Annotated in this window: 16 protein-coding genes and 2 pseudogenes; 7 read left to right on the top strand and 11 right to left on the bottom strand. The window is 73.7% G+C overall.

Features of this window, described 5'->3' with window-relative positions:
* Positions 1-492: pseudogene (locus FGW31_RS09615) on the top strand (hypothetical protein); the annotation flags it as partial.
* A 369-nt stretch (positions 493-861) separates the two neighbouring features.
* On the opposite strand, the gene FGW31_RS09610 reads toward FGW31_RS09615, so the two are convergent.
* On the bottom strand, positions 862-1482 hold the full coding sequence (locus FGW31_RS09610) for a YceI family protein (protein ID WP_142192959.1): 621 nt from the start codon (positions 1480-1482) through the stop codon (positions 862-864).
* Positions 1483-1619: 137 nt separating this feature from the next.
* Between FGW31_RS09610 and FGW31_RS09605 the strand changes: the two genes are divergently transcribed.
* Positions 1620-2945 (top strand): glycosyltransferase, encoded by a 1326-nt coding sequence (locus FGW31_RS09605; protein ID WP_142192958.1) that lies wholly within the window; start codon positions 1620-1622, stop codon positions 2943-2945.
* A gap of 1249 nt (positions 2946-4194) precedes the next feature.
* Here FGW31_RS09605 and FGW31_RS09600 read toward each other — a convergent pair.
* Together FGW31_RS09600 and hpnR are read right to left on the bottom strand one after the other, a co-directional pair.
* A complete protein-coding gene (locus FGW31_RS09600) occupies positions 4195-5073 on the bottom strand; it encodes a DMT family transporter (RefSeq protein ID WP_142192957.1) in 879 nt (292 codons plus the stop codon).
* Positions 5074-5097: 24 nt separating this feature from the next.
* Positions 5098-6597 carry a hopanoid C-3 methylase HpnR gene (gene hpnR / locus FGW31_RS09595; RefSeq protein ID WP_142192956.1) on the bottom strand — a complete coding sequence of 500 codons (1500 nt, stop codon included), beginning with the start codon at positions 6595-6597 and terminating at the stop codon, positions 5098-5100.
* 327 nt (positions 6598-6924) lie between these two features.
* On the opposite strand from hpnR, the gene FGW31_RS09590 reads away from it, so the two are divergent.
* The 5 genes from FGW31_RS09590 to FGW31_RS09570 all read left to right on the top strand — a co-directional run bounded on the left by FGW31_RS09590 (position 6925) and on the right by FGW31_RS09570 (position 13280).
* Complete coding sequence (locus FGW31_RS09590) at positions 6925-7779, top strand: SDR family NAD(P)-dependent oxidoreductase (RefSeq protein ID WP_142192955.1); 855 nt, start codon at positions 6925-6927, stop codon at positions 7777-7779.
* A 261-nt stretch (positions 7780-8040) separates the two neighbouring features.
* On the top strand, positions 8041-8871 hold the full coding sequence (locus tag FGW31_RS09585; RefSeq protein ID WP_233452455.1) for a class I SAM-dependent methyltransferase: 831 nt from the start codon (positions 8041-8043) through the stop codon (positions 8869-8871).
* 101 nt (positions 8872-8972) lie between these two features.
* On the top strand, positions 8973-11315 hold the full coding sequence (locus FGW31_RS09580) for a polysaccharide lyase 8 family protein (RefSeq protein ID WP_142192954.1): 2343 nt from the start codon (positions 8973-8975) through the stop codon (positions 11313-11315).
* A gap of 154 nt (positions 11316-11469) precedes the next feature.
* Complete coding sequence (locus FGW31_RS09575) at positions 11470-13053, top strand: acyl-CoA carboxylase subunit beta (protein ID WP_142192953.1); 1584 nt, start codon at positions 11470-11472, stop codon at positions 13051-13053.
* 35 nt (positions 13054-13088) lie between these two features.
* The gene (locus FGW31_RS09570; RefSeq protein WP_142192952.1) at positions 13089-13280 is read left to right on the top strand and encodes an acyl-CoA carboxylase subunit epsilon; all 192 of its coding nucleotides are present in this window, start codon (positions 13089-13091) and stop codon (positions 13278-13280) included.
* 311 nt (positions 13281-13591) lie between these two features.
* On the opposite strand, the gene FGW31_RS09565 is transcribed toward FGW31_RS09570, so the two are convergent.
* From FGW31_RS09565 to FGW31_RS09530, 8 genes and pseudogenes are all read right to left on the bottom strand, one after another.
* Complete coding sequence (locus FGW31_RS09565) at positions 13592-14173, bottom strand: GTP-binding protein (RefSeq protein WP_026243582.1); 582 nt, start codon at positions 14171-14173, stop codon at positions 13592-13594.
* Complete coding sequence (locus tag FGW31_RS09560; protein ID WP_142191188.1) at positions 14154-14726, bottom strand: DUF742 domain-containing protein; 573 nt, start codon at positions 14724-14726, stop codon at positions 14154-14156. Before FGW31_RS09560 ends, FGW31_RS09565 begins: the two co-directional genes overlap by 20 nt.
* A gap of 94 nt (positions 14727-14820) precedes the next feature.
* Complete coding sequence (locus FGW31_RS09555) at positions 14821-15234, bottom strand: roadblock/LC7 domain-containing protein (RefSeq protein ID WP_004983065.1); 414 nt, start codon at positions 15232-15234, stop codon at positions 14821-14823.
* 10 nt (positions 15235-15244) lie between these two features.
* Positions 15245-18586, bottom strand: a complete 3342-nt coding sequence (locus FGW31_RS09550; RefSeq protein ID WP_185907422.1) for a sensor histidine kinase — start codon at positions 18584-18586, stop codon at positions 15245-15247.
* Positions 18587-18963: 377 nt separating this feature from the next.
* Positions 18964-19554: a GTP-binding protein gene (locus FGW31_RS09545; RefSeq protein WP_142192950.1), complete on the bottom strand. Its 591-nt coding sequence runs from the start codon at positions 19552-19554 to the stop codon at positions 18964-18966.
* Complete coding sequence (locus FGW31_RS09540) at positions 19535-19930, bottom strand: DUF742 domain-containing protein (protein WP_004924977.1); 396 nt, start codon at positions 19928-19930, stop codon at positions 19535-19537. Before FGW31_RS09540 ends, FGW31_RS09545 begins: the two co-directional genes overlap by 20 nt.
* A gap of 112 nt (positions 19931-20042) precedes the next feature.
* On the bottom strand, positions 20043-20456 hold the full coding sequence (locus tag FGW31_RS09535; RefSeq protein ID WP_004983056.1) for a roadblock/LC7 domain-containing protein: 414 nt from the start codon (positions 20454-20456) through the stop codon (positions 20043-20045).
* Between the two features lie 9 nt (positions 20457-20465).
* Positions 20466-21987, bottom strand: a pseudogene (locus FGW31_RS09530) (nitrate- and nitrite sensing domain-containing protein); the annotation flags it as partial.

The following is a 21987-nucleotide window of genomic DNA, read 5'->3' as shown; positions in this document are numbered from 1 at the left end:
GCCCCCCCGCGGCGGGGGCGCCCCCCGCCGTGCTTCTTCGACCCGCGCCACGGCCCGTCGGTCGCCGACGAGACCTGGACGCCACCGGGCGGCGCCCAGCGGCAGGTGCCGGTCTGCGCGGCCGACCGGGCCCGTCTGGCCGACGGCCTCGACCCCGCGGTGCGCGAGGTCGACACCGAGTACGGCCGCCGCCCCTACTGGGACGCCGGTCCCGCCTACGGCCCCTGGGCCGGCGGCTACTTCGGCGGCGGGCTGCTGCCCGGCCTGCTGGTCGGCACCATGCTCGGCGGCATGATGGCCGGCCCCGGCTACGCCGCGGACTACGGCGCCGGGTACGGGGACTTCGGTGGCTACGGGGGCGGCGACGTCTCCGGCGCGGACTTCGACAGCGGCGACTTCGGCGGCGACTTCGGCGGAGGCGGCGGCTTCGGAGGCGGTGGCGACTTCGGAGGCGGTGGCGGCGGCGGGGGAGACTTCGGCGGCGGGTTCTGACGGGAGGGCGCGGGTCGCGGCCCGCGCCGGGCCGCGGGGCTTCCGGGGTGTTCGTACCACCGTGCCGACCTGGGGCTTTCGGGGTGTTCGTACAACCGGCCGACCTGGAGCTGACGGGGTGTCCGTGCATCCGTGCCGACCTGGGCTTTCGGGTGTCCGTGCGTCCGTGCCGACCTGAGGCTTTCGGGGGGGGCCGGACATTCGTGTACGGCCCGAGGGCTTCCGGGGCTTCCGGGGCTTCCGGGGGTTTCCGAACGCCGGCTCCCGGGTGGTGCGGTGTCCCGGCAACGCCGAGCGCCCGCCCTCCCGTACGGGGGATCGGGGGGCGGGCGCGCTCGGGGGCGCCGTGCGAAGGCGCGGTCGGCGGGGTCAGGCGGTCTTGCGGATCGCCGAGATGTCGAAGTTCAGCTTGATCTTGTCGGAGACCAGGACGCCGCCCGTCTCCAGCGCCGCGTTCCAGGTCAGGCCCCACTCGGAGCGCAGGATCTCCGCCTTGCCCTCGAAGCCGACGCGCTCGTTGCCGAACGGGTCGGTGGCGGCGCCGTTGAACTCGAGGTCGATGGTGAGCGGCTTGGTGGTGCCCAGGATGGTCAGGTCGCCGGTGATGCGGTAGTCGTCGCCGCCGAGGGCCTCCGCCTTGGTCGAGCGGAACGTCATCGCCGGGAACTCGTCGGTCCGGAAGAAGTCGGCGGTCTTCAGGTGGCCGTCGCGGTCGGCGTTGCCGGTGTCGATGCTGTCCATCACCACGTCGAGGGTGGCCGTGGACTTCGCCGGGTCGGAGCCGTCGAGCTCCAGCGTGCCGGTGAAGTCCTGGAAGCCGCCCTTGACGTTGGTGACCATGGCGTGCCGGGCGACGAAGCCGATCGTGCTGTGCGCCGGGTCGATCGTGTAGGTGCCGGTCAGCGCGGCCAGGTCCGGGTTCACGGCGGTGGCGGTGGCGGTGGCGGTGGTGGCGGTGACGGTGTCGTTCTTGCGGCCGAAGATGCCCATGGTGTTCCTCCTGAGGAGATCACGTTGAATGTTCAACTAACTCAACGGGATCCACCGTAGACCCATTCCCTTCAACGTTCAACATCTTTGGCGGAGCAGTCGGGATTCATCACCGGAACGGGTGGTACTCGTCGTCCGTGCCCTCGGTAGCGGTGCTGGTGGAGCTGCTGCGGCGTGACACGTCGGGCGGCCAGGTGAAGTGCTGGGAACACTTCGCGCACGCCGCCGCCCGCCTCCCGGAACGCCTGCCCGCCGACCACACCGGCACACCGCTCGACCTGACCGTCTACTTCCTGGGCGACCGGGAGGGCGTCGAGTCCCTGGGCCCGCACGTCCGGCTCGTCATGCTCTCGCCGGTGCTCAGCACGGCGGCGATGCGCTCGGCGGACGGCGCCGAGGACGTCTGCGACCTCGCGCCCTGGCATCCGCGACTGGCCGCCCTGCTGCCCCGGCACGACGTCTGGCACCTCACCCACAGCTTCGCCTTCGCCACCACCGCCGTACGCCTGGACCGCCGCGCGGCCCGGCGGTCCGCGCCACGGCCCCGCCTGGTCGCCTCCGTGCACACCGACGTGCCGCGGCTCGCCTCCCTCTACACCCGCTACCTCGCCGAACAGCGGCTGCCCGGCACCCACCCCGGGCTGGACGGCCTGCTCGCGGCCGGTGCCGAGACCTGGCTGCGGCGGCGCCGCGACCGGCTGCTCGCCCCCTGCGAACGCGTCCTCGTCCCCACCCCCGAAGGCCGCGCGGAACTCGCCCGCACCCTCGGCCCGCACCGCGTGGGCCCGCTGCGGCGCGGCATCGACCACGCCCTCTTCCACCCCGACCCGGCCGCGCGCGCCCGGGTGGTCCGCGAGTACGGCGTCCCGGCCGACCGCCCGCTGGTGCTGTTCGCCGGCCGGCTGGACGCCACCAAGGGCCTGCCCCTGCTGGCCGGAAGCCTGCGCCTGCTGCGCGCCCGGGGCTGTGCCGCGCACCTGGTGGCGGTGGGCTCGGGCGCCGAGGAGGACGCCGTACGCCGCATGCTCGGGCCCGACGCCACCCTGCTCGGACCGCTCCCGCAGGACCGGCTGGCGCGGGTGTACGCGGGCTGCGACGTCTTCGCCTTCCCGTCCCGCACCGAGACCAGCGGAAACGTCGTCGCGGAGGCGATGGCGTGCGGCCTGGCGGTGGTCCTGCCCGAGGGCGCGCACACCACCCACTGGCTGGCCGAGCCCGGCCGGGACGGCATCGTCGTCCCCCGCGACGACCCCCGGACCTGGGCCGACGCCCTGCGCCCGCTGCTCGACGGCACCGCCGCCCGCGAGGCGGTACGACGCCGGGCGGCCGCGACGTCCCGGGACCGCCACCCCGGCTGGGACCGGGTGCTCCGGGAGGACCTGCTCCCGGTCTGGTCCCGCCCCGCCCGCACGACCCACCCCCTCCCGAGACCCGACCGCACACACGGCACCCCGGCGCCCTGAGCACTCGGGGCCCCTCACTCGCCCCGCCGCCGCTTCCCGGGCACTTGGAGCCGCTCACCCGCTTCGCCGTCCCGCCGCCCCGAGTGCCGGGACCGGTCACCCGTCCCGCCGTTCCCGGCACCCTGTGCGCCCGGGAGCGCGCACGCCGCCTCGCCGCTCCTCCCGCGTACCGAGCGCCCCGGCCCGCTCACTCGTCCCGCCGCGTCCCGAGCGTCCGGCCCGCTCACTCGTCCCGCCGCCCGGATCGCCGGAGCCCGTCACCTGTCCCGCAGGTGTCCCGTGGCCCGCCGTCCCGGCACCCCGTTCGCCCTGGGCCGGTCACCCGCTTCGCCGTCCCGCCGCCCCGAGTGCCGGGACCGGTCACCCGTCCCGCCGTTCCCGTCACCCTGTGCGCCGGGAGCGCGCACGCCGCCTCGCCGCCCCTCCCGCGTACCGAGCGCCCCGGCCCGCTCACTCGTCCCGCCGCGTCCCGAGCGTCCGGCCCGCTCACTCGTCCCGCCGCCCGGATCGCCGGAGCCCGTCACCTGTCCCGCAGGTGTCCCGTGGCCCGCCGTCCCGGCACCCCGTTCGCCCTGGGCCGGTCACCCGCTTCGCCGTCCCGCCGCCCCGAGTGCCGGGACCGGTCACCCGTCCCGCCGTTCCCGTCACCCTGTGCGCCGGGAGCGCGCACGCCGCCTCGCCGCCCCTCCCGCGTACCGAGCGCCCCGGCCCGCTCACTCGTCCCGCCGCGTCCCGAGCGTCCGGCCCGCTCACTCGTCCCGCCGCCCGGATCGCCCGAGCCCGTCACCTGTCCCGCAGGTGTCCCGTGGCCCGCCGTCCCGGCACCCCGTTCGCCCTGGGCCGGTCACCCGCTTCGCCGTCCCGCCGCCCCGAGTGCCGGGACCGGTCACCCGTCCCGCCGTTCCCGTCACCCTGTGCGCCGGGAGCGCGCACGCCGCCTCGCCGCCCCTCCCGCGTACCGAGCGCCCCGGCCCGCTCACTCGTCCCGCCGCGTCCCGAGCGTCCGGCCCGCTCACTCGTCCCGCCGCCCGGATCGCCGGAGCCCGTCACCTGTCCCGCAGGTGTCCCGTGGCCCGCCGTCCCGGCACCCCGTTCGCCCTGGGCCGGTCACCCGCTCCGCCGTGCAGGCGCCCCGGTGCCCCGAGCGCCCGGGACCTCTCACTCGCCCCGCCGTCCCGGCCCTCCGGCGTCCGCACACCGCTCACCCCCCGGCTCACCCCGCTCATCCCGCCCCCGGCTCCCCCCCCACTCACCCCCGGTCCTCCCGGTGCCGTCCGTGGGCCGCCGCGAGGACCGGTGACGTGTCCAGGCAGACGATGCCCGCCGCCACCAGCGCCAGCCCGGCCACCGTCACCGCCGACACCGGCAGCCCGGTGCGGACCGTCTCGTCGAAGAGGAGCACGCCGACGCAGACGGCGACCACCGGCTCCGTCGCGTCCAGGACGGTCATGCTCGCGGCCAGCGGCCCCTGCTGGAAGGCGCTCTGGATCAGCAGCAGGCCGCCCACGCTGGCCACCACCAGCGCGTACGTCTGCCAGGCGGCCAGCGCCGCGGGCAGCCCGTGCCGCAGCCGCTCCACCGTCGCGGCCAGCAGGACGGACTGGGTGCCCATGACCGCACCGGCGGCCAGCGCCGTCGCCGAGGCCCGCCAGGGACCGGACACGGCGCGCGCCACCGCCAGCGCACCGCACACCACGGCGGCGACCACGCCGACGACCAGCAGCCAGGACAGCGGCCCGGCCGCCCGCGGGTCGCCGCCGTGCGGGCGCGCGGACAGCAGCGCCAGCGCCAGGCCCGCCGCCACCGCCGCCGTGCCCGCCCACTCCCGCCGCCCCAGCCGCAGCCGGTGCACCCACGCCGACAGCGGGACCGCGAAGACGAGTTCGGCGACGATCAGCGGCTGCACCAGGCTCAGCGGCCCGAACGCCAGCGCCAGCGACTGGAACCCGTACGCCACCACGGCCAGCCCGATCCCGCACAGCCACAGCGGATCGCGCGCCAGATGCCCCAGCAGCCGCGCCGTGAGCGCCTCCGTGTCCGGCCGTGCCGCCGCCGCCCACTGCTGCATGACCCCCGCGACGGCGAAGCAGGCACCGGCGGTGAGCGAGGCGAGGACGGCGATCCCCATGACCGAAGTGCCCCCGGCGGCGGGCTAGTCCGGCAACCGCCGGGGCGCCGCGCCCTGCGTGGCGTCCCGGGTGTGGACGTACAGCCGGCGCCGGTCGCCGACGTCGAGGCGCTGGGGGAGCGGCAGCTCGTGGCGGACCGGACGGGCGTGGTCGGCGAGCTGCCGGCGCGGGTTGTAGACCCGGTTGAACCTCCACAGCATGCGGGCGAAGTTGGTCTGCCCGTGCAGCAGGTTGCGGGTGAGGACCCGGGCCGCGCCGAACGCCGTGCGCAGCCCGAGGTGTTTGCGGTTGATGACGGACTGCGTGCGCACCAGCTCCTCGTAGAAGCGCTCCAGCGGCAGCGTCGTCGGCACCACCGCGTGCTGGATGTCGAAGAGCCGGTAGTCGCGGGTGGTCAGGCGGCGCGACTCGGTGTGCCAGATCTCGGTGCCCGGGTACGGCGTCATCACGGTGAAGTGCACGATCTCCGGCACGGCCAGCGCGAACTCCCGCACCTGCCGGAAGCGTTCCTCGTCCCAGGCCGGGTCCACGATCAGGTTGACGGCGACCTCGATGCCGAGCCGGCGGGCCGTCTCCAGCGCCCTGATGTTCTCGTCGGGGCTGACCCGCTTGCGGTACAGGTCGAGCCCCTCGGCGTCGATCGCCTCCATGCCGAGGAACATGTACCGCAGGCCCAGCCGGGCCCACCGCTCGAACACCTCGGGGTGGCGCAGCAGGACGTCGGAACGCGTCTCCAGGTAGTACCGCTTGCGGATGCGCCGCCGCTCCACCTCCGCGGCGATGGCGTTCCCGTGCTCGGGCCGGATGAACGCCACGTCGTCCACGATGAACACGTTCGGCTCGCGGATGCCCGCCAGTTCCCGTGCCGCCGCCTCCGGCGAGGCCTTGCGGTAACTGCGGCCGTAGAACGTCCACGCCGAGCAGAACGAGCAGTCCCAGGGGCAGCCGCGGGTGAACTCGATCGAGGCGCACGGGTCCAGCTCGCCGATGAAGTAGCGGCGCCGGGCACGCATCAGGTCGCGGGCCGGGAGCGGGGCGTCGATGGTGTGCAGCATCAACGGCGCGGGACCGCGCCCGGACGCGGTGACGACGCCCGGCACGCCCTCCACACCGCCGTCGCGCACCGCCTCCAGCAGCGGCCCGACGGCCGGCTCGCCCTCCCCGCGCACCACCGCGTCCACCGCGCCGTCCGCCTGTTCCAGCACGTCCTCGGCGATGAAGGAGACGCTGTGCCCGCCGAGGAACACGAAGCAGTCCGGCACCTCCCGCTTCACCCGCGCGGCCAGCGCGATCGCCTCGGGGACGTTCGCCAGGTAGTTCAGCGAGATGCCGAGGGCCTGCGGCCGGAAGGAGCGCACCTCGTCGCGCAGCCGGCCCGGACCGAGCACCTGGAGGTCGACGACCCGCACCTCGTGCCCGGCGGCACGGGCGGCGCCCGCCACCCGCTCCAGGCCCAGCGGTTCCAGGCGGAGGAAGATCTCGGAGTACATCAGGGCGCTGGGGTGGACGAGCAGCAGACGCATGGTGACCTCGCCACGGGGGCCGACGGACCGGACACGACAGGGTCCGTCCTTCGTATCCCGGCGGACCCGGCCGTGTACGGCGCATACGCCCGCCTGGGTGCATCGCGCGGCCCGCAGGAGTGGTCCTGCGGCGCGGCCCGCCGCCCCCGCACGACCCGCCCGCCGCGCCCGCTGACGAGGTACGGCCGTCGCCGGGCCGGGAGCCCGCGGTGCCGGGCGGACGGCTCCAGCGCTGGCGCGCGGCGGGCACGTGGGGGTGTCCTGGATGACGAGGACCCCGCAGCGACCACGAGAACACAGCGGACCGACAGCGCAGGGAGACCGACCGTGACCACCACCGGCTCCGGATCCACCTACGACCCCCCGGCGGACCCGGCCCGCGGTGCCGCCGCCTCCGCCCGGGCGGACGCCCGCCGCCCCGGGGCGCGGCCGCGCACGGACCGGCGCGTCGCCCTCGTCACCGGCGCCTCCTCCGGCATCGGCGCGGCCACCGCGCGCCGCTTCGCCGCCGGCGGCTGGCAGCTGCTGCTCAGCGGACGGGACCGGCGGCGGCTGGAGGAGACGGCGTCCGGCACGTCCGCGGCCCTCCTGCCCGCGGACCTCGCGGCACCGGACGGGGCGCGGATGCTGGCGGAGGCAGCCCTGCGGGAGACCGGCCGGATCGACGTGCTGGTCGCCGGGGCCGGCATCGGCTGGGCCGGGCCGTTCCTGACCATGCCGCACACCGACATCGACCGGGTGCTGTTCCTGGACCTCAACGCGACGCTGCACCTGGTGCGGGAGGTGCTGCCCGCCATGGTGGAGGCCGGACGGGGACGCGTGGTGCTCGTCGGGTCGGTGGCCGGCAGCGTGGGCGTGCGCCACGAGGCGGTGTACTCCGCGGCGAAGGCGGGGCTGGCCGCGTTCGCCGAGGCGCTCCGGCAGGAACTGCGCGGCACCGGCGTGGGAGTGACGCTCGTCGTGCCGGGCCCCGTCGACACGGCGTTCTTCGCCCGCCGCGGCACGCCCTACCTCCGTTCCCACCCGCGTCCCACCTCGGCCGGCCGGGTCGCGGCCGCCGTCTGGGAGGCCGTCGCCGAGTCCCGTGACGACGCCTACGTCCCCGGCTGGCTGACCCTCCCGGCCCGCGTCCGCGCCGTCACCCCCCGCCTCTACCGCAGGCTCCTGAACCACTTCGGCTGAGCGGCGCCGCGACCGGGCGGCCCCGGTCACCGGTCACCGGTGCACGTGTGAGCCGGCCGGGCCCGGCTTTCGGCCGATCCGGCGGCCCGCCACGGGCGAGGCGCCGAAACGGCTCCGGTGGCCGCCGGAGTCCTGCCATGCTGGGACGTCCGTCGGCGACGGGACGTCCGTCGGCGACGGGCCGGGGACTCGTGGGGCGCTTTCAGGAGGTGCGGCACAGTGTCGGACGGAGCTCAGCGGGTTCGTCCCGCCATACGGCCCGTGGTGCAGGAAACGTACGGTCCGGCCGATCTGAGCGGCCAGCGGAGCTTCGCCGGGGGATTCATCAACTTCGGGTACTGGCGGGCCGTGGACCTGGACCTGCCGCTCACCGAGGCCGAGCGGATCCGCAGCCAGGAGGACCTCTACCGGCACGTCCTGGACGCCGCCGGGCCGCCGCGGGACGCGACGGTCCTGGAGGTGGGCTGCGGGCTCGGCATGGGATGCGCGGTGACCCTGCGGGAGTACGGCCCCGCCTCGGTCACCGGCATGGACATCCATCCGGAGCAGCTGCGGCGGGCGCGCAGCACCCACGCCGGCCTGCTCCGCGAGGAGCCGGCACGGCTGCGGTTCGTCCAGGGGGCCGCGGAGAGCATGCCGCTGGACGACGGCGCGTTCGACGTCGTCGTCAGCGTCGAGGCCGCCCAGCACTTCCCGGACCTCGACGCCTTCGCGACGGAGGCGTCGAGGGTGCTGCGACCGGGCGGCCGGGTGGCCGTCGCCAGCTTCTTCACCGTGGACGACGCACCCGGCCGGCCCGACGAACTGGCCCGGCTGCTGGACTCGTACGCCACGGGCCTGGACATCGCACGGCCGGTGCGGGCGCTCGCCGACGCGTTCGCGAAGGCCGGGTTCACGGGTGTGCGCGTGGAGTCGGTCGGCCCGCACGTCTGGCCCGGATGGGACCTCTGGCTCAGCCGGTGGTGGGAACCGGGCACGTGGCCGCGGAACTTCCTGCGCGCCTACGAGCAGCGGATCCTCGACTACTACCTCGTCACGGCCGACCGGCCCGGACGGAACGCCGGCACGGCGGACGGGCCCGCGGACGCCTGACGGTGGCGCCCCGGACGGCCGTGCCGGGCGTCCCGCCACGGCGGCGCGTCCCCGCGCCCCCGAGCGGGTAGGTACTCCCCGACCCCGTGGAGGGCGCGAACATGACATCCAGCAGGTTCCTGCCGGGCCCCACCCGCCGGGCGCTGCTCGCCGCGGCCGCCGCCCTCGCGGCGACCACGGGCGCGGCACCCCCGCCCGGCGGCCGGCCCGCCCCCGCACCGGACCCGTACGACGCCCTGCGCCGGCGCTGGCTCGACCTCACCCTCGGCACCGGCTACGACCCGGCCGCCGAACCGTACGCCTCCCGGCTCGCCGAGACCGGCGCACGGGCCCGCGCCCTCCGCGACACCATGCGCCCCGCCGCCGACTCCCTCTGGCCCGGCCACCCCTTCGACCCGCCCGCCGGGATCACCCTCAGCCACAGCCGCCTGTGGACCATGACCCAGGCGTACGTCCAGCCGGGCACCGGCCTCACCGGCGACCCCGGCCTGCTCGCGGACGTCCTGCGCGGCCTCGACCACCTGTCCGCCACCGTCTACCACCCCGGCACCACACCCCACGGCAACTGGTGGGAGTGGCAGATCGGCACCCCGCGCCTCCTCACCGACATCGTCGCCGCCCTGTACGAACCGGCCGGCGCCGACCGGATCGCCGCGGCCTGCGCGGCCGTCGACCACTTCGTCCCCGACTCCGCGCTCGCCGACTACTCCGGCACCTCCACCGGCGCCAACCGCGTCGACCTGTGCCGCAGCGTCGCCCTGCGCGGCGTCCTCGGCCGCGCCCCCGCGAAGATCGCCCTCGCCCGGGACGCCCTCTCCCCGGTCTTCCCGTACGTCACCGAGGGCGACGGCCTCCACGCCGACGGCTCGTTCGTCCAGCACACCCGGGTCGCCTACTCGGGCACGTACGGGCAGGTCCTGCTGGACGGGCTGGGCCGGCTGTTCGCGCTGCTCGCCGGCTCCGACTGGGAGATCACCGACCCCGCCCGGCAGAACGTCCTCGACAGCGTCGAGCGCGCCTTCGCCCCGCTCGTCCTCGACGGCCTGGTGATGGACAGCGTCAACGGCCGCGCCATCAGCCGCGGCCTCCTCAAGGACGACGACCTGCACGTCATGCGCTCCGACCACTTCCACGGCGGGCAGCTGATCGCGGCCGTCACGCTCCTCGCGGAGGGCGCGAGCCGCGCCGAACGCGAGCGCTGGCACGCCCGGGTGAAGGGCTGGATCGAACGGGACACCGTCGTGCCGGTCCTGACCGCCCGCCAGTTCGGCGTGGCCGACCTGGCCCGGCTGCACGCCGTCGCCGCCGCACCGCTGCCGGCCGCGCCCGAACCCACCGGCCACCACCTCTTCGCGGCCATGGACCGCGCCGTGCACCGCCGCCCCGGCTTCACCGTGAACATCGCCATGGCCAGCGACCGCATCGCCCACTACGAGTGCGGCAACGGCGAGAACCCGCGCGGCTGGCACACCGGCGCCGGAATGGTCTCCTGGTGGGCGCCGGGCCTCGGCGACCAGTACACGGACTGGTACTGGCCCACCGTCGACTGGTACCGGCTGCCCGGCACCACCGTCTCCACCCGCCGCCTGCCCGACCGGGCCGGCGGCGAATGGGGCGAGCCGAGACCGGACGTGCGCTGGGTCGGCGGCACCACCGACGGCGAGTACGCGGCCGTCGGCCAGCACCTCAAGGGCCTCGGCTCCACCCTCGACGCCCGCAAGTCCTGGTTCTGCGCGGACGACGCGGTGATCTGCCTCGGCGCCGGCATCACCTGCCGCGACGGCGTCCCCGTCGAGACGGTCGTCGACAACCGCAACCTCGGCGCGTCCGGCACCGCCGTCCTCACCCGCGGCCCGCGCTGGGCCCACCTGGAGGGCCACGGCGGCTGGCTGGTCCTCGACGGCGACCTCAGGACCCTGCGCGAGGACCGCACCGGCGCCTGGTCCGACATCAACACCACGAGCACGACCGAGCGCCGCACCCGCCGCTGGCAGACCCTCTGGCTCGACCACGGCACCGACCCCACCGGCGCCACCTACGCCTACGTCCTCCTGCCCGGCGCCACCCGGCACGACGTCACCCGCCGCGCCGCCGACCGCCACTGGCTGCGGATCCTCGCCAACGACGCCGGCCGCCAGGCGGTCGACGTCCCCGCGCTCGGCCTCACCGCCGCCAACTTCTGGCAGCCGGGCACCGCCGGACCCCTCACCGCCGCCTCCCCGGCGAGCGTGCTGCTCCGCCGCCACGGCCGCACCGCTACGCTCTGCGTGAGCGAGCCCACCCGGACGGGTGAACCCGTGGAGATCGTCTGGGATCACCCGGTGCGGGAGGTGCTGAGCGCCCCCGCGTCCGTGCAAATCCTGGCCACCGGGCGCCGCCTGAGGCTGCTCGTCACTCCCGGGACGGCATGTACCGGCCATGAATGTGAGCTGGCTCTCAGCTGACGACTTTGTGCGACCCCTACAAGCCACACGGCCTCTGAGCAGTCAGAACGCCTGCACGCCCCGGTGGTTCTGTTCAGTGGTACCAGGAAAACACCCCGGAGACTGTGAGGAGTCGACGGCTCGCATTCCGGGTTCGGCTTCGTAAGGTCGCTACATGACCGTTTTGGATGAGGCGCCGGGCGAGCCGACCGACGCGCGCGGACGCGTGGCCGAACTGCACGAGATCCGTGCCCAGGCACTGGCCGGCCCGAGCGAGAAGGCGACCCAGGCGCAGCACGCCAAGGGCAAGCTGACCGCGCGGGAGCGCATCGAACTGCTGCTGGACCCCGGTTCCTTCCGCGAGGTCGAGCAGCTGCGGCGGCACCGGGCGTCCGGCTTCGGTCTCGAGACCAAGAAGCCGTACACCGACGGTGTGATCACCGGCTGGGGCACGGTCGAGGGCCGCACGGTCTTCGTCTACGCCCACGACTTCCGGATCTTCGGCGGCGCGCTGGGCGAGGCCCACGCCACCAAGATCCACAAGATCATGGACATGGCCATCGCGGCCGGTGCCCCGCTGGTCTCCCTCAACGACGGTGCCGGCGCCCGTATCCAGGAGGGCGTCTCCGCCCTCGCCGGCTACGGCGGCATCTTCCAGCGCAACACCAAGGCGTCCGGCGTCATCCCGCAGATCAGCGTGATGCTCGGCCCGTGCGCGGGCGGCGCGGCCTACAGTCCCGCCCTCACGGACTTCGTGTTCATGGTCCGCGACACCTCGCAGATGTTCATCACCGGCCCGGACGTCGTCAAGGCGGTCACCGGCGAGGAGATCACCCAGAACGGCCTGGGCGGCGCCGACGTCCACGCCGAGACCTCCGGCGTCTGCCACTTCGCCTACGACGACGAGGAGACGTGCATCCACGAGGTGCGCTACCTCCTGTCCCTGCTGCCGCAGAACAACCGGGAGAACCCGCCGCGGGTGGAGTGCTCCGACGCCGCGGACCGCCGCAGCGACGTCCTGCTGGACCTGGTCCCGGCCGACGGCAACCGGCCCTACGACATGGCCAAGGTCATCGAGGAGATCGTCGACGACGGCGAGTACCTGGAGGTCCACGAGCGCTGGGCGCGCAACATCATCTGCGCCCTGGCCCGGATGGACGGCCAGGTCGTCGGCATCGTCGCCAACCAGCCCCAGTCGCTGGCGGGCGTCCTGGACATCGAGGCGTCCGAGAAGGCCGCCCGCTTCGTCCAGATGTGCGACGCCTTCAACATCCCGATCCTCACCTTCCTGGACGTCCCCGGCTTCCTCCCGGGCGTCGACCAGGAGCACGGCGGCATCATCCGCCACGGCGCCAAGCTGCTGTACGCCTACTGCAACGCCACGGTGCCGCGGATCTCGCTGATCCTGCGCAAGGCGTACGGCGGCGCGTACATCGTGATGGACAGCCAGTCCATCGGCGCCGACCTCACCTACGCCTGGCCGACCAACGAGATCGCCGTGATGGGCGCAGAGGGCGCGGCCAACGTCATCTTCCGCCGCCAGATCGCCGAGGCCGAGGACCCCGACGCCATGCGGGCCCGCATGGTCAAGGAGTACAAGTCCGAGCTGATGCACCCCTACTACGCGGCCGAGCGCGGCCTGGTCGACGATGTGATCGACCCGGCCGAGACCCGCGAGGTGCTGATCCGTTCGCTGGCCATGCTGCAGACCAAGCACGCAGATCTGCCGTCCCGCAAGCACGGCAACCCGCCGCAGTAACCCGGCGGACATCTTCCACAGGGAGACTGAGAGCCATGAGCACACCTGACATCCGCGTCGAGAAGGGCCACGCCGAGCCCGAAGAGGTCGCCGCCATCACGGCGATCCTGCTGGCCCGCGCGGCCACCCGGCCGTCCGCCGCACCGGCCCACCGCGGCCGTGCCCGGGCCGGCTGGCGCCGCCTCGAGCGAGAGTCCGGCTTCCGCGCCCCGCACAGCTGGCGCTGACCCGGCACATGAAGAAGAGGCCCCTCCGTCGCGGAGGGGCCTCTTCTGTGTTGTCTCGGCGCGGCGTGCTCAGTAACACGGGGCTGCCTGGGGGCAGCGCTCCCAGCGGCGTGCGAAACGGCACGAGCCGGCACGCCGACCGCCCGCACCCCATGGAACAGCCCCCGGCAGCCAGGTGGCCGCAGGGGGCGTCGCACGGTCCCGCGCCGCAGGGATGCCGCCCGCGCCCGGCCGTGCCGCCCCGTCAAGGGCGTCTTCCCGAGCGCGAAGGCGCCGGGGGAGGCACGGTGGTCCGCGGGCGGCGGCAGCCGCTAGCGCAGACGCGCCATCAGCGCGTGCTCCACGAGCGTGATGAGCGTGGACTTGGCGTCGGCGCGGTGGCGGGCGTCGGTGGTGATGATCGGGGTGTCCGGCCCGATCTGCAGCGCCTCCCGGACCTCGTCCGGGTTGTACGGCTGCTGTCCGTCGAAGCCGTTCAGCGCGATGACGAACGGCAGGCCGCTGTTCTCGAAGTAGTCGACGGCGGGGAAGCAGTCGGCGAGGCGTCGGGTGTCGACGAGGACGACCGCGCCGATGGCGCCGCGCACCAGGTCGTCCCACATGAACCAGAAGCGGTCCTGGCCGGGGGTGCCGAACAGGTACAGGATGAGGTCCTGGTCCAGGGTGATGCGGCCGAAGTCCATGGCCACCGTGGTGGTGGTCTTGTCCCCGGTGTGGGTGAGGTCGTCGATGCCCGCCGAAGCGGACGTCATGACGGCCTCCGTGCGCAGCGGATTGATCTCCGAGACGGCGCCGACGAACGTGGTCTTGCCCACGCCGAATCCGCCGGCCACCACGATTTTCGCGGACGTGGTGGAGCGGGAAGGCCCTCCGCTAGAGCTTGCGAAGTCCACTGAGCACCCTTTCGAGCAGTGTCACGTCTGGCTGGCCGCCGGCGTTCTCGTCGCCGCCGGGCTGATGGATGGCGACCAGGCCCGCCTCCGCCAAGTCGGCGACGAGGATCCTGGCCACGCCGAGAGGGATCGTCAGCAGGGCCGAGATCTCGGCCACCGACTTGATCTCCCGGCAGAGGTTGCAGATCCGCTGATGCTCGGGCAGCTGGCCCTGCATCTGGTGCGGCTGCGCGGTGGTGTGCACCAGCGCCTCGATGGCGAGCTGGTACCGCGGCCTGGTGCGGCCGCCCGTCATCGCGTACGGGCGCACCAGGGGATTGTGCGACGCCCCGGCGGGCGCGGGTTCGGGTGCTCGGCGCTGCGGCTGCACGGGCTGGATGCGCGGGGCATGCGGCTGGTCGTACGGCGAAGGCCCGGGGCCCTGCGGCGCGTACGGCTGCTGGTGGTTCGGGGCGGAGGGGTAGCCGTATCCGCTCGCGGCACCGTCGTGCTGGCCCTGGGCAGGGCCGTACGACCAGTCGCCCGATGTGGAGCCGCCTGGGGGTGTAGCCACTTTCTCCTCCTCCGACTGTGCCTGGCGCCCATCGCTGTGGAGCCGCGTCCCGAAACCTTACGGCCACGGGACGCCAAAACGCACTGTCCGTCCTTTAGTTGAGAAGGCTCCCCTGGAGCTCCGCGCGAAGGTCCGGAGTCAGGACCGTACCGGCACGGTCCACCAGAAGCGCCATCTCGTACCCAATGAGGCCGATGTCCGCCTCCGGATGTGCGAGAACCGCGAGCGACGAACCGTCGGAAATGGACATGATGAACAGGAATCCCCGCTCCATCTCCACAACCGTCTGGTTCACGCTGCCGCCCTCGAAGATCCGGGACGCGCCGGCGGTCAGGGACGTCAGCCCGGAGGCGACGGCCGCGAGCTGGTCGGCGCGGTCACGGGGGAAGCCTTCGGACATCGCCAGAAGGAGTCCGTCGGCGGAGACCACCACCGTGTGGGACACCCCCGGGGTGTTGTCCACGAAGTTGGTGATCAACCAGTTCAGGTTCTGTGCCGCCTGGCTCATCGGGCTCACACTAACGCTCCTGGTTGTAGGTGCTGTCAGGACCGAAGCCCTGGCCGTTCGTTTCACTGCCCGCGCTGCGGCCCCGTTGGACACCGCGACGCAGGTTGCTCAGCCTGCCCCGGACGTCCTCCGGGGCGCGGGAGACCTGTGGGCCTCCCTGGGGAGTGGTTTCGGCGGCTCCCTGGACCAGGTTGGCCTTGGGCACCCGCCGCGGCAGACCGGAGGAGGTCACTCCGCCCGCCTTGGGCTTCCGGAGCTGCGAAGCCTGCTGCCAGCGCTCGTCGTTCGCCGAACGCCAGCCGCTGCCGCCGTCGCTCTCCGGGGTCGAGGCCGGCGGCTCCTGGTTCGCACGCTGCGCACCGCCCGCGCCCTTCGCGCCGCCCGCGGTGGATCCGCGACGGGGAAGTCCGGCGTCGGTCAGTTCGTGCGCCTCGGAGGGAGCCGGTCCCGGACGGTCGAAGCCTACGCCGTCCTGCTCGCGTACGTCAGCGGCCTGCGCGGATTCCGCTTCCGGGGCCTGAGCAGGGTACTGGTCCTGGTGGCCGTTGCGGTAGCCGTCCTGCTGCGGCCAGTCGTCCTCGCGGCGGCGTTCGGCGAAGGACGGGAACGCGTCGGGGGCACCCGCCGCCGTCCGGTCGTCCTGGGCCGGCTGCGCGTAGGAGGCGTCGCCGTAGCCGTTCCCGGCGGCGAAGGCGTCGTTCTGCGGCAGGTTGCCGTTCGGCGCGTAGTAGCCGTCGCCGTACGCCGCCTGCTGCTGGTCCTGGTACTGCGTCTGCTGACCGTTGTCGTACGCCTGCTGGTCGTACCCGGCGCTCTGCTGCTCCTGGTAGCCGCCGTCGAAGCCCTGGCCCTGGGCGTAGCCCTGGCCGGCGTCGTAGCGCTGACCGCTGTCGTAACCCTGGCCGTTGTCGTAACCCTGGCCGTTGTCGTAGCCCTGCTGGGCGGCGAACCCGTCCTGGTAGCCGGTGGCGTCGGGCGCCTCGGCGGTGTTCTGCGCGGCCGGATCGGCCTGGGGGGGCTGGGCCTGGGCCTCCAGGGCCGCCCGGCGCTCCTCGCGCATCAGGGAACGGCCGACCGGGTCCAGCTCGCGGATGTCGTCGGGGACCTCCGCGTACCGGCTGTCGTCGAAGCCCAGCTCGGCGGCGGTGCGCATCGGCTGCTGCCCGCCGAACTCCTCGGCCTGGAAGTTCTGCTCCGGGATGATCTGCGAGACCGTGAACTCGGTGCGGTCGGCCTGCTGCTCGCCGCCGCCACCGTGGGTGATCGCGTCCGGCAGCATGACCAGCGAGGTGGTGCCGGCCTGCTCGCCTGAGGGGCGCAGCTGGACGCGGATGCCGTGCCGGTCGGACAGGCGGCCGACCACGAACAGGCCCATGCGCTGCGAGATCGCGGCGTCCACGGTCGGCGGGTTGGCCAGCTTGTGGTTGATGTCCGCGAAGTCCTCGGCGGTCAGGCCGATGCCCTTGTCGTGGATCTCGATCATCACGCGCCCGTCGGGCAGACGGGTCGCGGTCACGCGGACCTTGGTCTGCGGCGAGGAGAACGTGGTGGCGTTCTCCAGCAGCTCGGCGAGCAGGTGCACGAGGTCGGTCACCGCGCGGCCGTGGATCTCGGCCTCGGGGACGCCGGACAGCTCGATGCGCTCGTACTGCTCCACCTCGGAGGAGGCGGCGCGCAGCACGTCGACCAGCGGGACCGGCTGGTCCCAGCGGCGGCCGGGCTCCTCGCCGGCGAGGACCAGCAGGTTCTCGCCGTTGCGGCGCATACGGGTGGCCAGGTGGTCCAGGCGGAAGAGGTTCTCCAGCTGGTCCGGGTCGGCCTCGTTGTTCTCCAGGTCGGTGATCAGGGTCAGCTGGCCCTCGATCAGCGACTGGTTGCGGCGCGACAGGTTGGTGAAGATCGCGTTGATGTTGCCCCGCAGCAGCGCCTGCTCGGCGGCGAGCCGTACGGCCTCGCGGTGGACCTGGTCGAAGGCGCGGGCGACTTCGCCGATCTCGTCGGTCGAGGCGATCGGGATCGGCGCGACCTTGGTGTCCACGCGGCCCGGGTCGGTGCGGGAGAGCTGGTCGACCAGCATCGGCAGACGCTGCTCGGCGATGCCGAACGCGGCGTTGCGCAGCTGGCGCATGGAGCGGCTCATCTGGCGGGCCACCATGCCGGCCAGGATGAACGCGGCGAGCAGGGCGATCACCACGACGGCGCCGGTGATCAGCGCGTCGCGCTGGGCGTCGTCGGCGATCTGGGCGGCCTCGTTCACTGCGGTGTCGGCGAGGTCCGACTCGATCTCGCGGTAGCCGTCGAACTTGAGGGTGTTCACGGCCCACCAGTTGGCGGGCGTGATGCCCTGGCCGGCGAGTTCGGCGCGCGCGGCCGGGTCGGTGGAGGGCAGCCGGCCCAGCTCGGAGATCATCGTCTCCGGCTTGGCGGGCGGCGGGACGTAGTCCGGGTCCTTCTGCTTGGCCTCCTTGGCCATCGCGGCGCCCTCGGCCTGGATCTCCTCCTTGGCCCGCTCCAGCTTGGCCGCGTCGGCCTCGGTGCCGCCGCCGAGGTACTCCTCGACGGCGATGCCCTCGAGGTAGGCGTACGAGGAGAGGGCCACGCGCTGGCTGGCGAGCTGGCTGTCGGTGGGGCCGGGCTTCACCAGCATGTGCATGCCGATGGCGCGCTCCAGCGACAGCGCCGCCTTGGTCAGCGAGATCGCGTAGACCGTACGTCCGTAGCTGGTGATGTTGCCGGTGCCGAGGCCGAGCTCGTTGGCGAACTCCATCAGGGGGTGGGCGACGGCGACGTAGCCCTCCTCCGTCTGCACGCCCTTGAGCTTGGAGGTGAACGCGGCGGCGCGCAGCCCGGTCAGCTGCGGCTCGGCCTCGCGGAACAGCTTCAGCCGCCGCTCCAGGCCGGGCTTGTCGGGCATGCTCCGCGCGGCCTCGTCGAAGGCGTCGGCGGCCTTGTCGGTCGCGGCGCGCGCCTGGGAGACGGTCGGGTCGTCCTGGCCCTTGCCCTGGAGCAGCGGGGCGGCGCTGACGTCGCGCTCGTTGTAGAGGGCGTCGGCGTAGGTGAGGGAGGCCCGCACCAGACGGGCGGTGTTCTCCGCGTCCTCGGCCTCCTGCCAGGTGTCGATCGAACTCTTCACCTGGAAGCCGCCCATGACGAGGCCGACCAGCACGGGTATGAGCAGGATCGCGTTGAGTCTGGTCGCCCCCCGCCAGTTGCGCGGGGACAGGCGGCCCCCGCTCGGGGCGGGCGCTGCCGTCGGCTCGGGACCGGGCACAGGGGCGGGCGCCGCTGTGCGCGGCGGCGGCGTGAAGTTGCCCCGGGCCGACGGCTCGGGACTGTTCTTGCTTCGCCTCACTCGACCAACAACCTCTCGGCGGTCGGCACCTTCGTCGTGCCGCAGTGTCTCAGAGCCCTGCCATGCCATCGACTACTGGGTACGTCTTTGACCAATGGGCAGTTCAGGCATTCCAGCATGACGACCAGCGCTCTTCCAAACAGTGGAAGGCGATGATTCCGAGTGATGTAAGCCCTAGATAAAACGGTCAAAAAGAACGAGCGTCGGCAAAAGACGAGCCGTTCGTACGCGCAGCGATACCGCGCGACCGCGTCGCGTGTCGGCAACCGGCGATTCCTCTGCCGAAACGTTATGAACACCGGGTCCGGCCGTGTCACAGCACACAGCCGGCTCCGGCGCCGCTACGGCAACTGTCGTATGCCGCCTTTCGATCGGTCCTACCTGAGGCGCGCCATGAGGGCGTGCTCGACCAGTGTGATCAGCGCACTCTTGGCGTCGGCGCGGTGGCGGGCGTCGGTGGTGATGATCGGGGTGTCCGGTCCGATCTGCAGCGCCTCGCGCACCTCCTCGGGTGCGTAGGGCTGCTGTCCGTCGAAGCCGTTGAGGGCGACCACGAACGGCAGGCCGCTGTTCTCGAAGTAGTCGACGGCGGGGAAGCAGTCGGCGAGGCGTCGGGTGTCGACGAGGACGACCGCGCCGATGGCGCCGCGCACCAGGTCGTCCCACATGAACCAGAAGCGGTCCTGGCCGGGGGTGCCGAACAGGTACAGGATGAGGTCCTGGTCCAGGGTGATGCGGCCGAAGTCCATGGCCACCGTGGTGGTGGTCTTGTCCCCGGTGTGGGTGAGGTCGTCGATGCCCGCCGAAGCGGACGTCATGACGGCCTCCGTGCGCAACGGGTTGATCTCCGAGACGGCGCCGACGAACGTGGTCTTGCCCACGCCGAATCCGCCCGCCACCACGATCTTCGCGGAGGTCGTGGCGCGGCTGTCGGAGACGGCCTGGCCGCTAGAGCTTGCGAAGTCCACTGAGCACCCTTTCGAGCAGTGTCACGTCCGGCGCACCGGTCGTCTCGTCGCCGCCCGGCTGGTGCACGGCGACGAGTCCCGCCTCCGCCAGGTCCGCCACCAGGATCCGGGCGACACCCAGCGGCATGTTGAGCAGTGCCGAGACCTCGGCGACCGACTTCACCTCACGGCACAGGTGGCAGATGCGCTGGTGCTCGGGCAGGAGCCCCATGAGCGCTGCCGGGTCGGCCGTCGTACTGATCAGAGCCTCGATGGCCAGCTGATAGCGCGGCCTGGTCCGGCCACCGGTCATCGCATAGGGACGGACCAGTGGCTGGTCGCCCTCGTCCTCGTACGGCTCCGCGTACGGATCATGAGAGGCGGTGGGCGGGGTCATGGATCCTCCGGGCGGGGACAGCAAGTCGGTCAGTCAAGCCGTCTGACGGGGCCGGTGGGGGGAATGTGGCGGCCGGACGGTGATTTGGTGTGACGGGTGGTGCCGGGCACGATCAGTGGAGCAGACTTCCTTGTAGTTCGGCGCGCAGGTCCGGGGTGAGGACCGCCCCCGCGCGGTCGACCAGGAGCGCCATCTCATAGCCGACGAGGCCGATGTCGCACTCGGGATGCGCCAGAACGGCCAGCGACGAACCGTCGGAGACGGACATCAGGAAGAGAAACCCTCTTTCCATCTCGACGACCGTCTGGGCGACGTTGCCGCCCTCGAAGATCCGCGAGGCGCCGGCCGTCAGGGAGGTCAGTCCCGAGGCGACGGCCGCGAGCTGGTCCGCGCGGTCGCGCGGGAAGCCCTCGGAGAGCGCCAGGAGGAGACCGTCGGCGGACACGACGACGGTGTGGGACACCCCGGGGGTGTTGTCCACGAAGTTGGTGATCAACCAGTTGAGGTTCTGTGCCGCCTGACTCATCGGTCTCAACTAACGCTCCTGCTCGTGAGTGGGCCGCGGGAAGCTGCCGGTCTGCGTGGTCCCGGCCTGACGACCCTGTGCGATACCCCGACGGAGATTGGTCAGCCGGCCGCGCACGTCATCGGGCGCGCGCGAGACCTGGGGACCGCTCTGGTTCGACTGCTGCTGAGCCGTGCCCGGGACGAGGTTCGCCCTGGGCACCCTGCGCGGCAGGCCGGAGGTGGTGATGCCGCCCGCGGCCGGCTGCCGTACGCGTTCGGCCTGCCGGACCAGCTCGTCGTTGGGCGAGCTGCGCCAGGCGGTGGAGGCGGACCGCTGCGGACCGGTCGGGCCCTGCGGCTGCTGCGGTTGCGGCTGCTGGGGCTGCTGGGGCTGCTGCTGAGCCGGAGCCGGGTCGGGGCCCTGCTCCTGCTGTCCGCGGAACCAGTTGGTCTCCAGGGTGTCGTACAGCGGCGTACGGCCGTCGCCGGGCCCGGGGGCCGGCGGCAGGGCCCACGCGTCGGACGCGCCGCGCTGCTGTCCCGCACCGCCGTTGCCCTGCTCCGGGCGCACCGGCTGCGGGGCCGGCGGCCGCGGGGCGCCGAAGCCGCCGGGCGCCTGCGGGCGCTCGAACTGGCCGGTGCCTGCCGGGTCCGCGGGGACCACGCGCTCCGGGAGGGAGCCGCGGCCGGCGGAGCCGTTGTCCTGGCCCGGCACCGGGTACTGGCCGGCGGAGCCGTTGCCGTAGTCCTGCTGGGCGGGGAACTGGCCCGTCGCGGACGGGGCCTGCGCGCCCGGCCGGCTCTGCGGCGGACCGAAGACGTCGTCGCGGACGTACTGGCCCGTGCCCTGCGGGGCGTTCGCGCCCGGCCGCGGGTACTGGCCGGCGTTCGGGCCGGTGTTCTGGCCCGCGTCCGTGCCGAAGGCGTCGTAGGAGTCCGGGCCGGCGCCGCGGCGCCCGTCGAACCGGGGGATCTCCGCCGTCGAACCGGGACCCTGCCCGTCGTCGAACCGGGCGATCGGGGCCGTGCGCGAGACGTCCGGCTCCTCGTGCCCGCGCGGGGTGTCCAGCGAGGCGCGCGGCACCGGCGGCTGGGCGTTGTCGTCGCTCCAGCTCGGCACGCGCGGCTGCGGCTGGTCGCCGCCGGGCAGCTCGGCGCGCGCGCCACCGCGCGGCGGCAGCTGCGGACGGCGCTCCCGCCCGGAGTTCTGGTTGCCGCGCTGCGGCGGCGCCTGGTTCCGGCCGCCGCCGAAGGCGTCCTGCTCCTGGGTCCCGCCCGGCCCCGCGGCCTGGAGCCCCTGCGGGGCACCCGGCGCCTGACCGGCCCCGGAGCCCGCACCCGCCGGAGCGGGGCGGCCCTGCGGCGCGGCGAAGGGGGCACCCTGGTCGAACAGCGAGGGCGGCTGGTTGGCCGACGGGTCCTGCGTCCCGCGCGCCCCCGGCCGGCCGACGCCGCCGCGTCCGGGCAGCGCGGTCCGCGGTCCCTGACCGGCACCGAGCCGGCCGCCGGGCGCACCGGCGCCGAGCGCACCGCCGCCGGACTGGCCGGCA

Source organism: Streptomyces calvus, assembly GCF_006782915.1.
In the GTDB taxonomy this organism is placed as follows: domain Bacteria; phylum Actinomycetota; class Actinomycetes; order Streptomycetales; family Streptomycetaceae; genus Streptomyces; species Streptomyces calvus.
The sequence above is the reverse complement of the archived record's forward strand: the minus strand, read 5'-3'. Positions and strand labels throughout refer to the sequence as shown.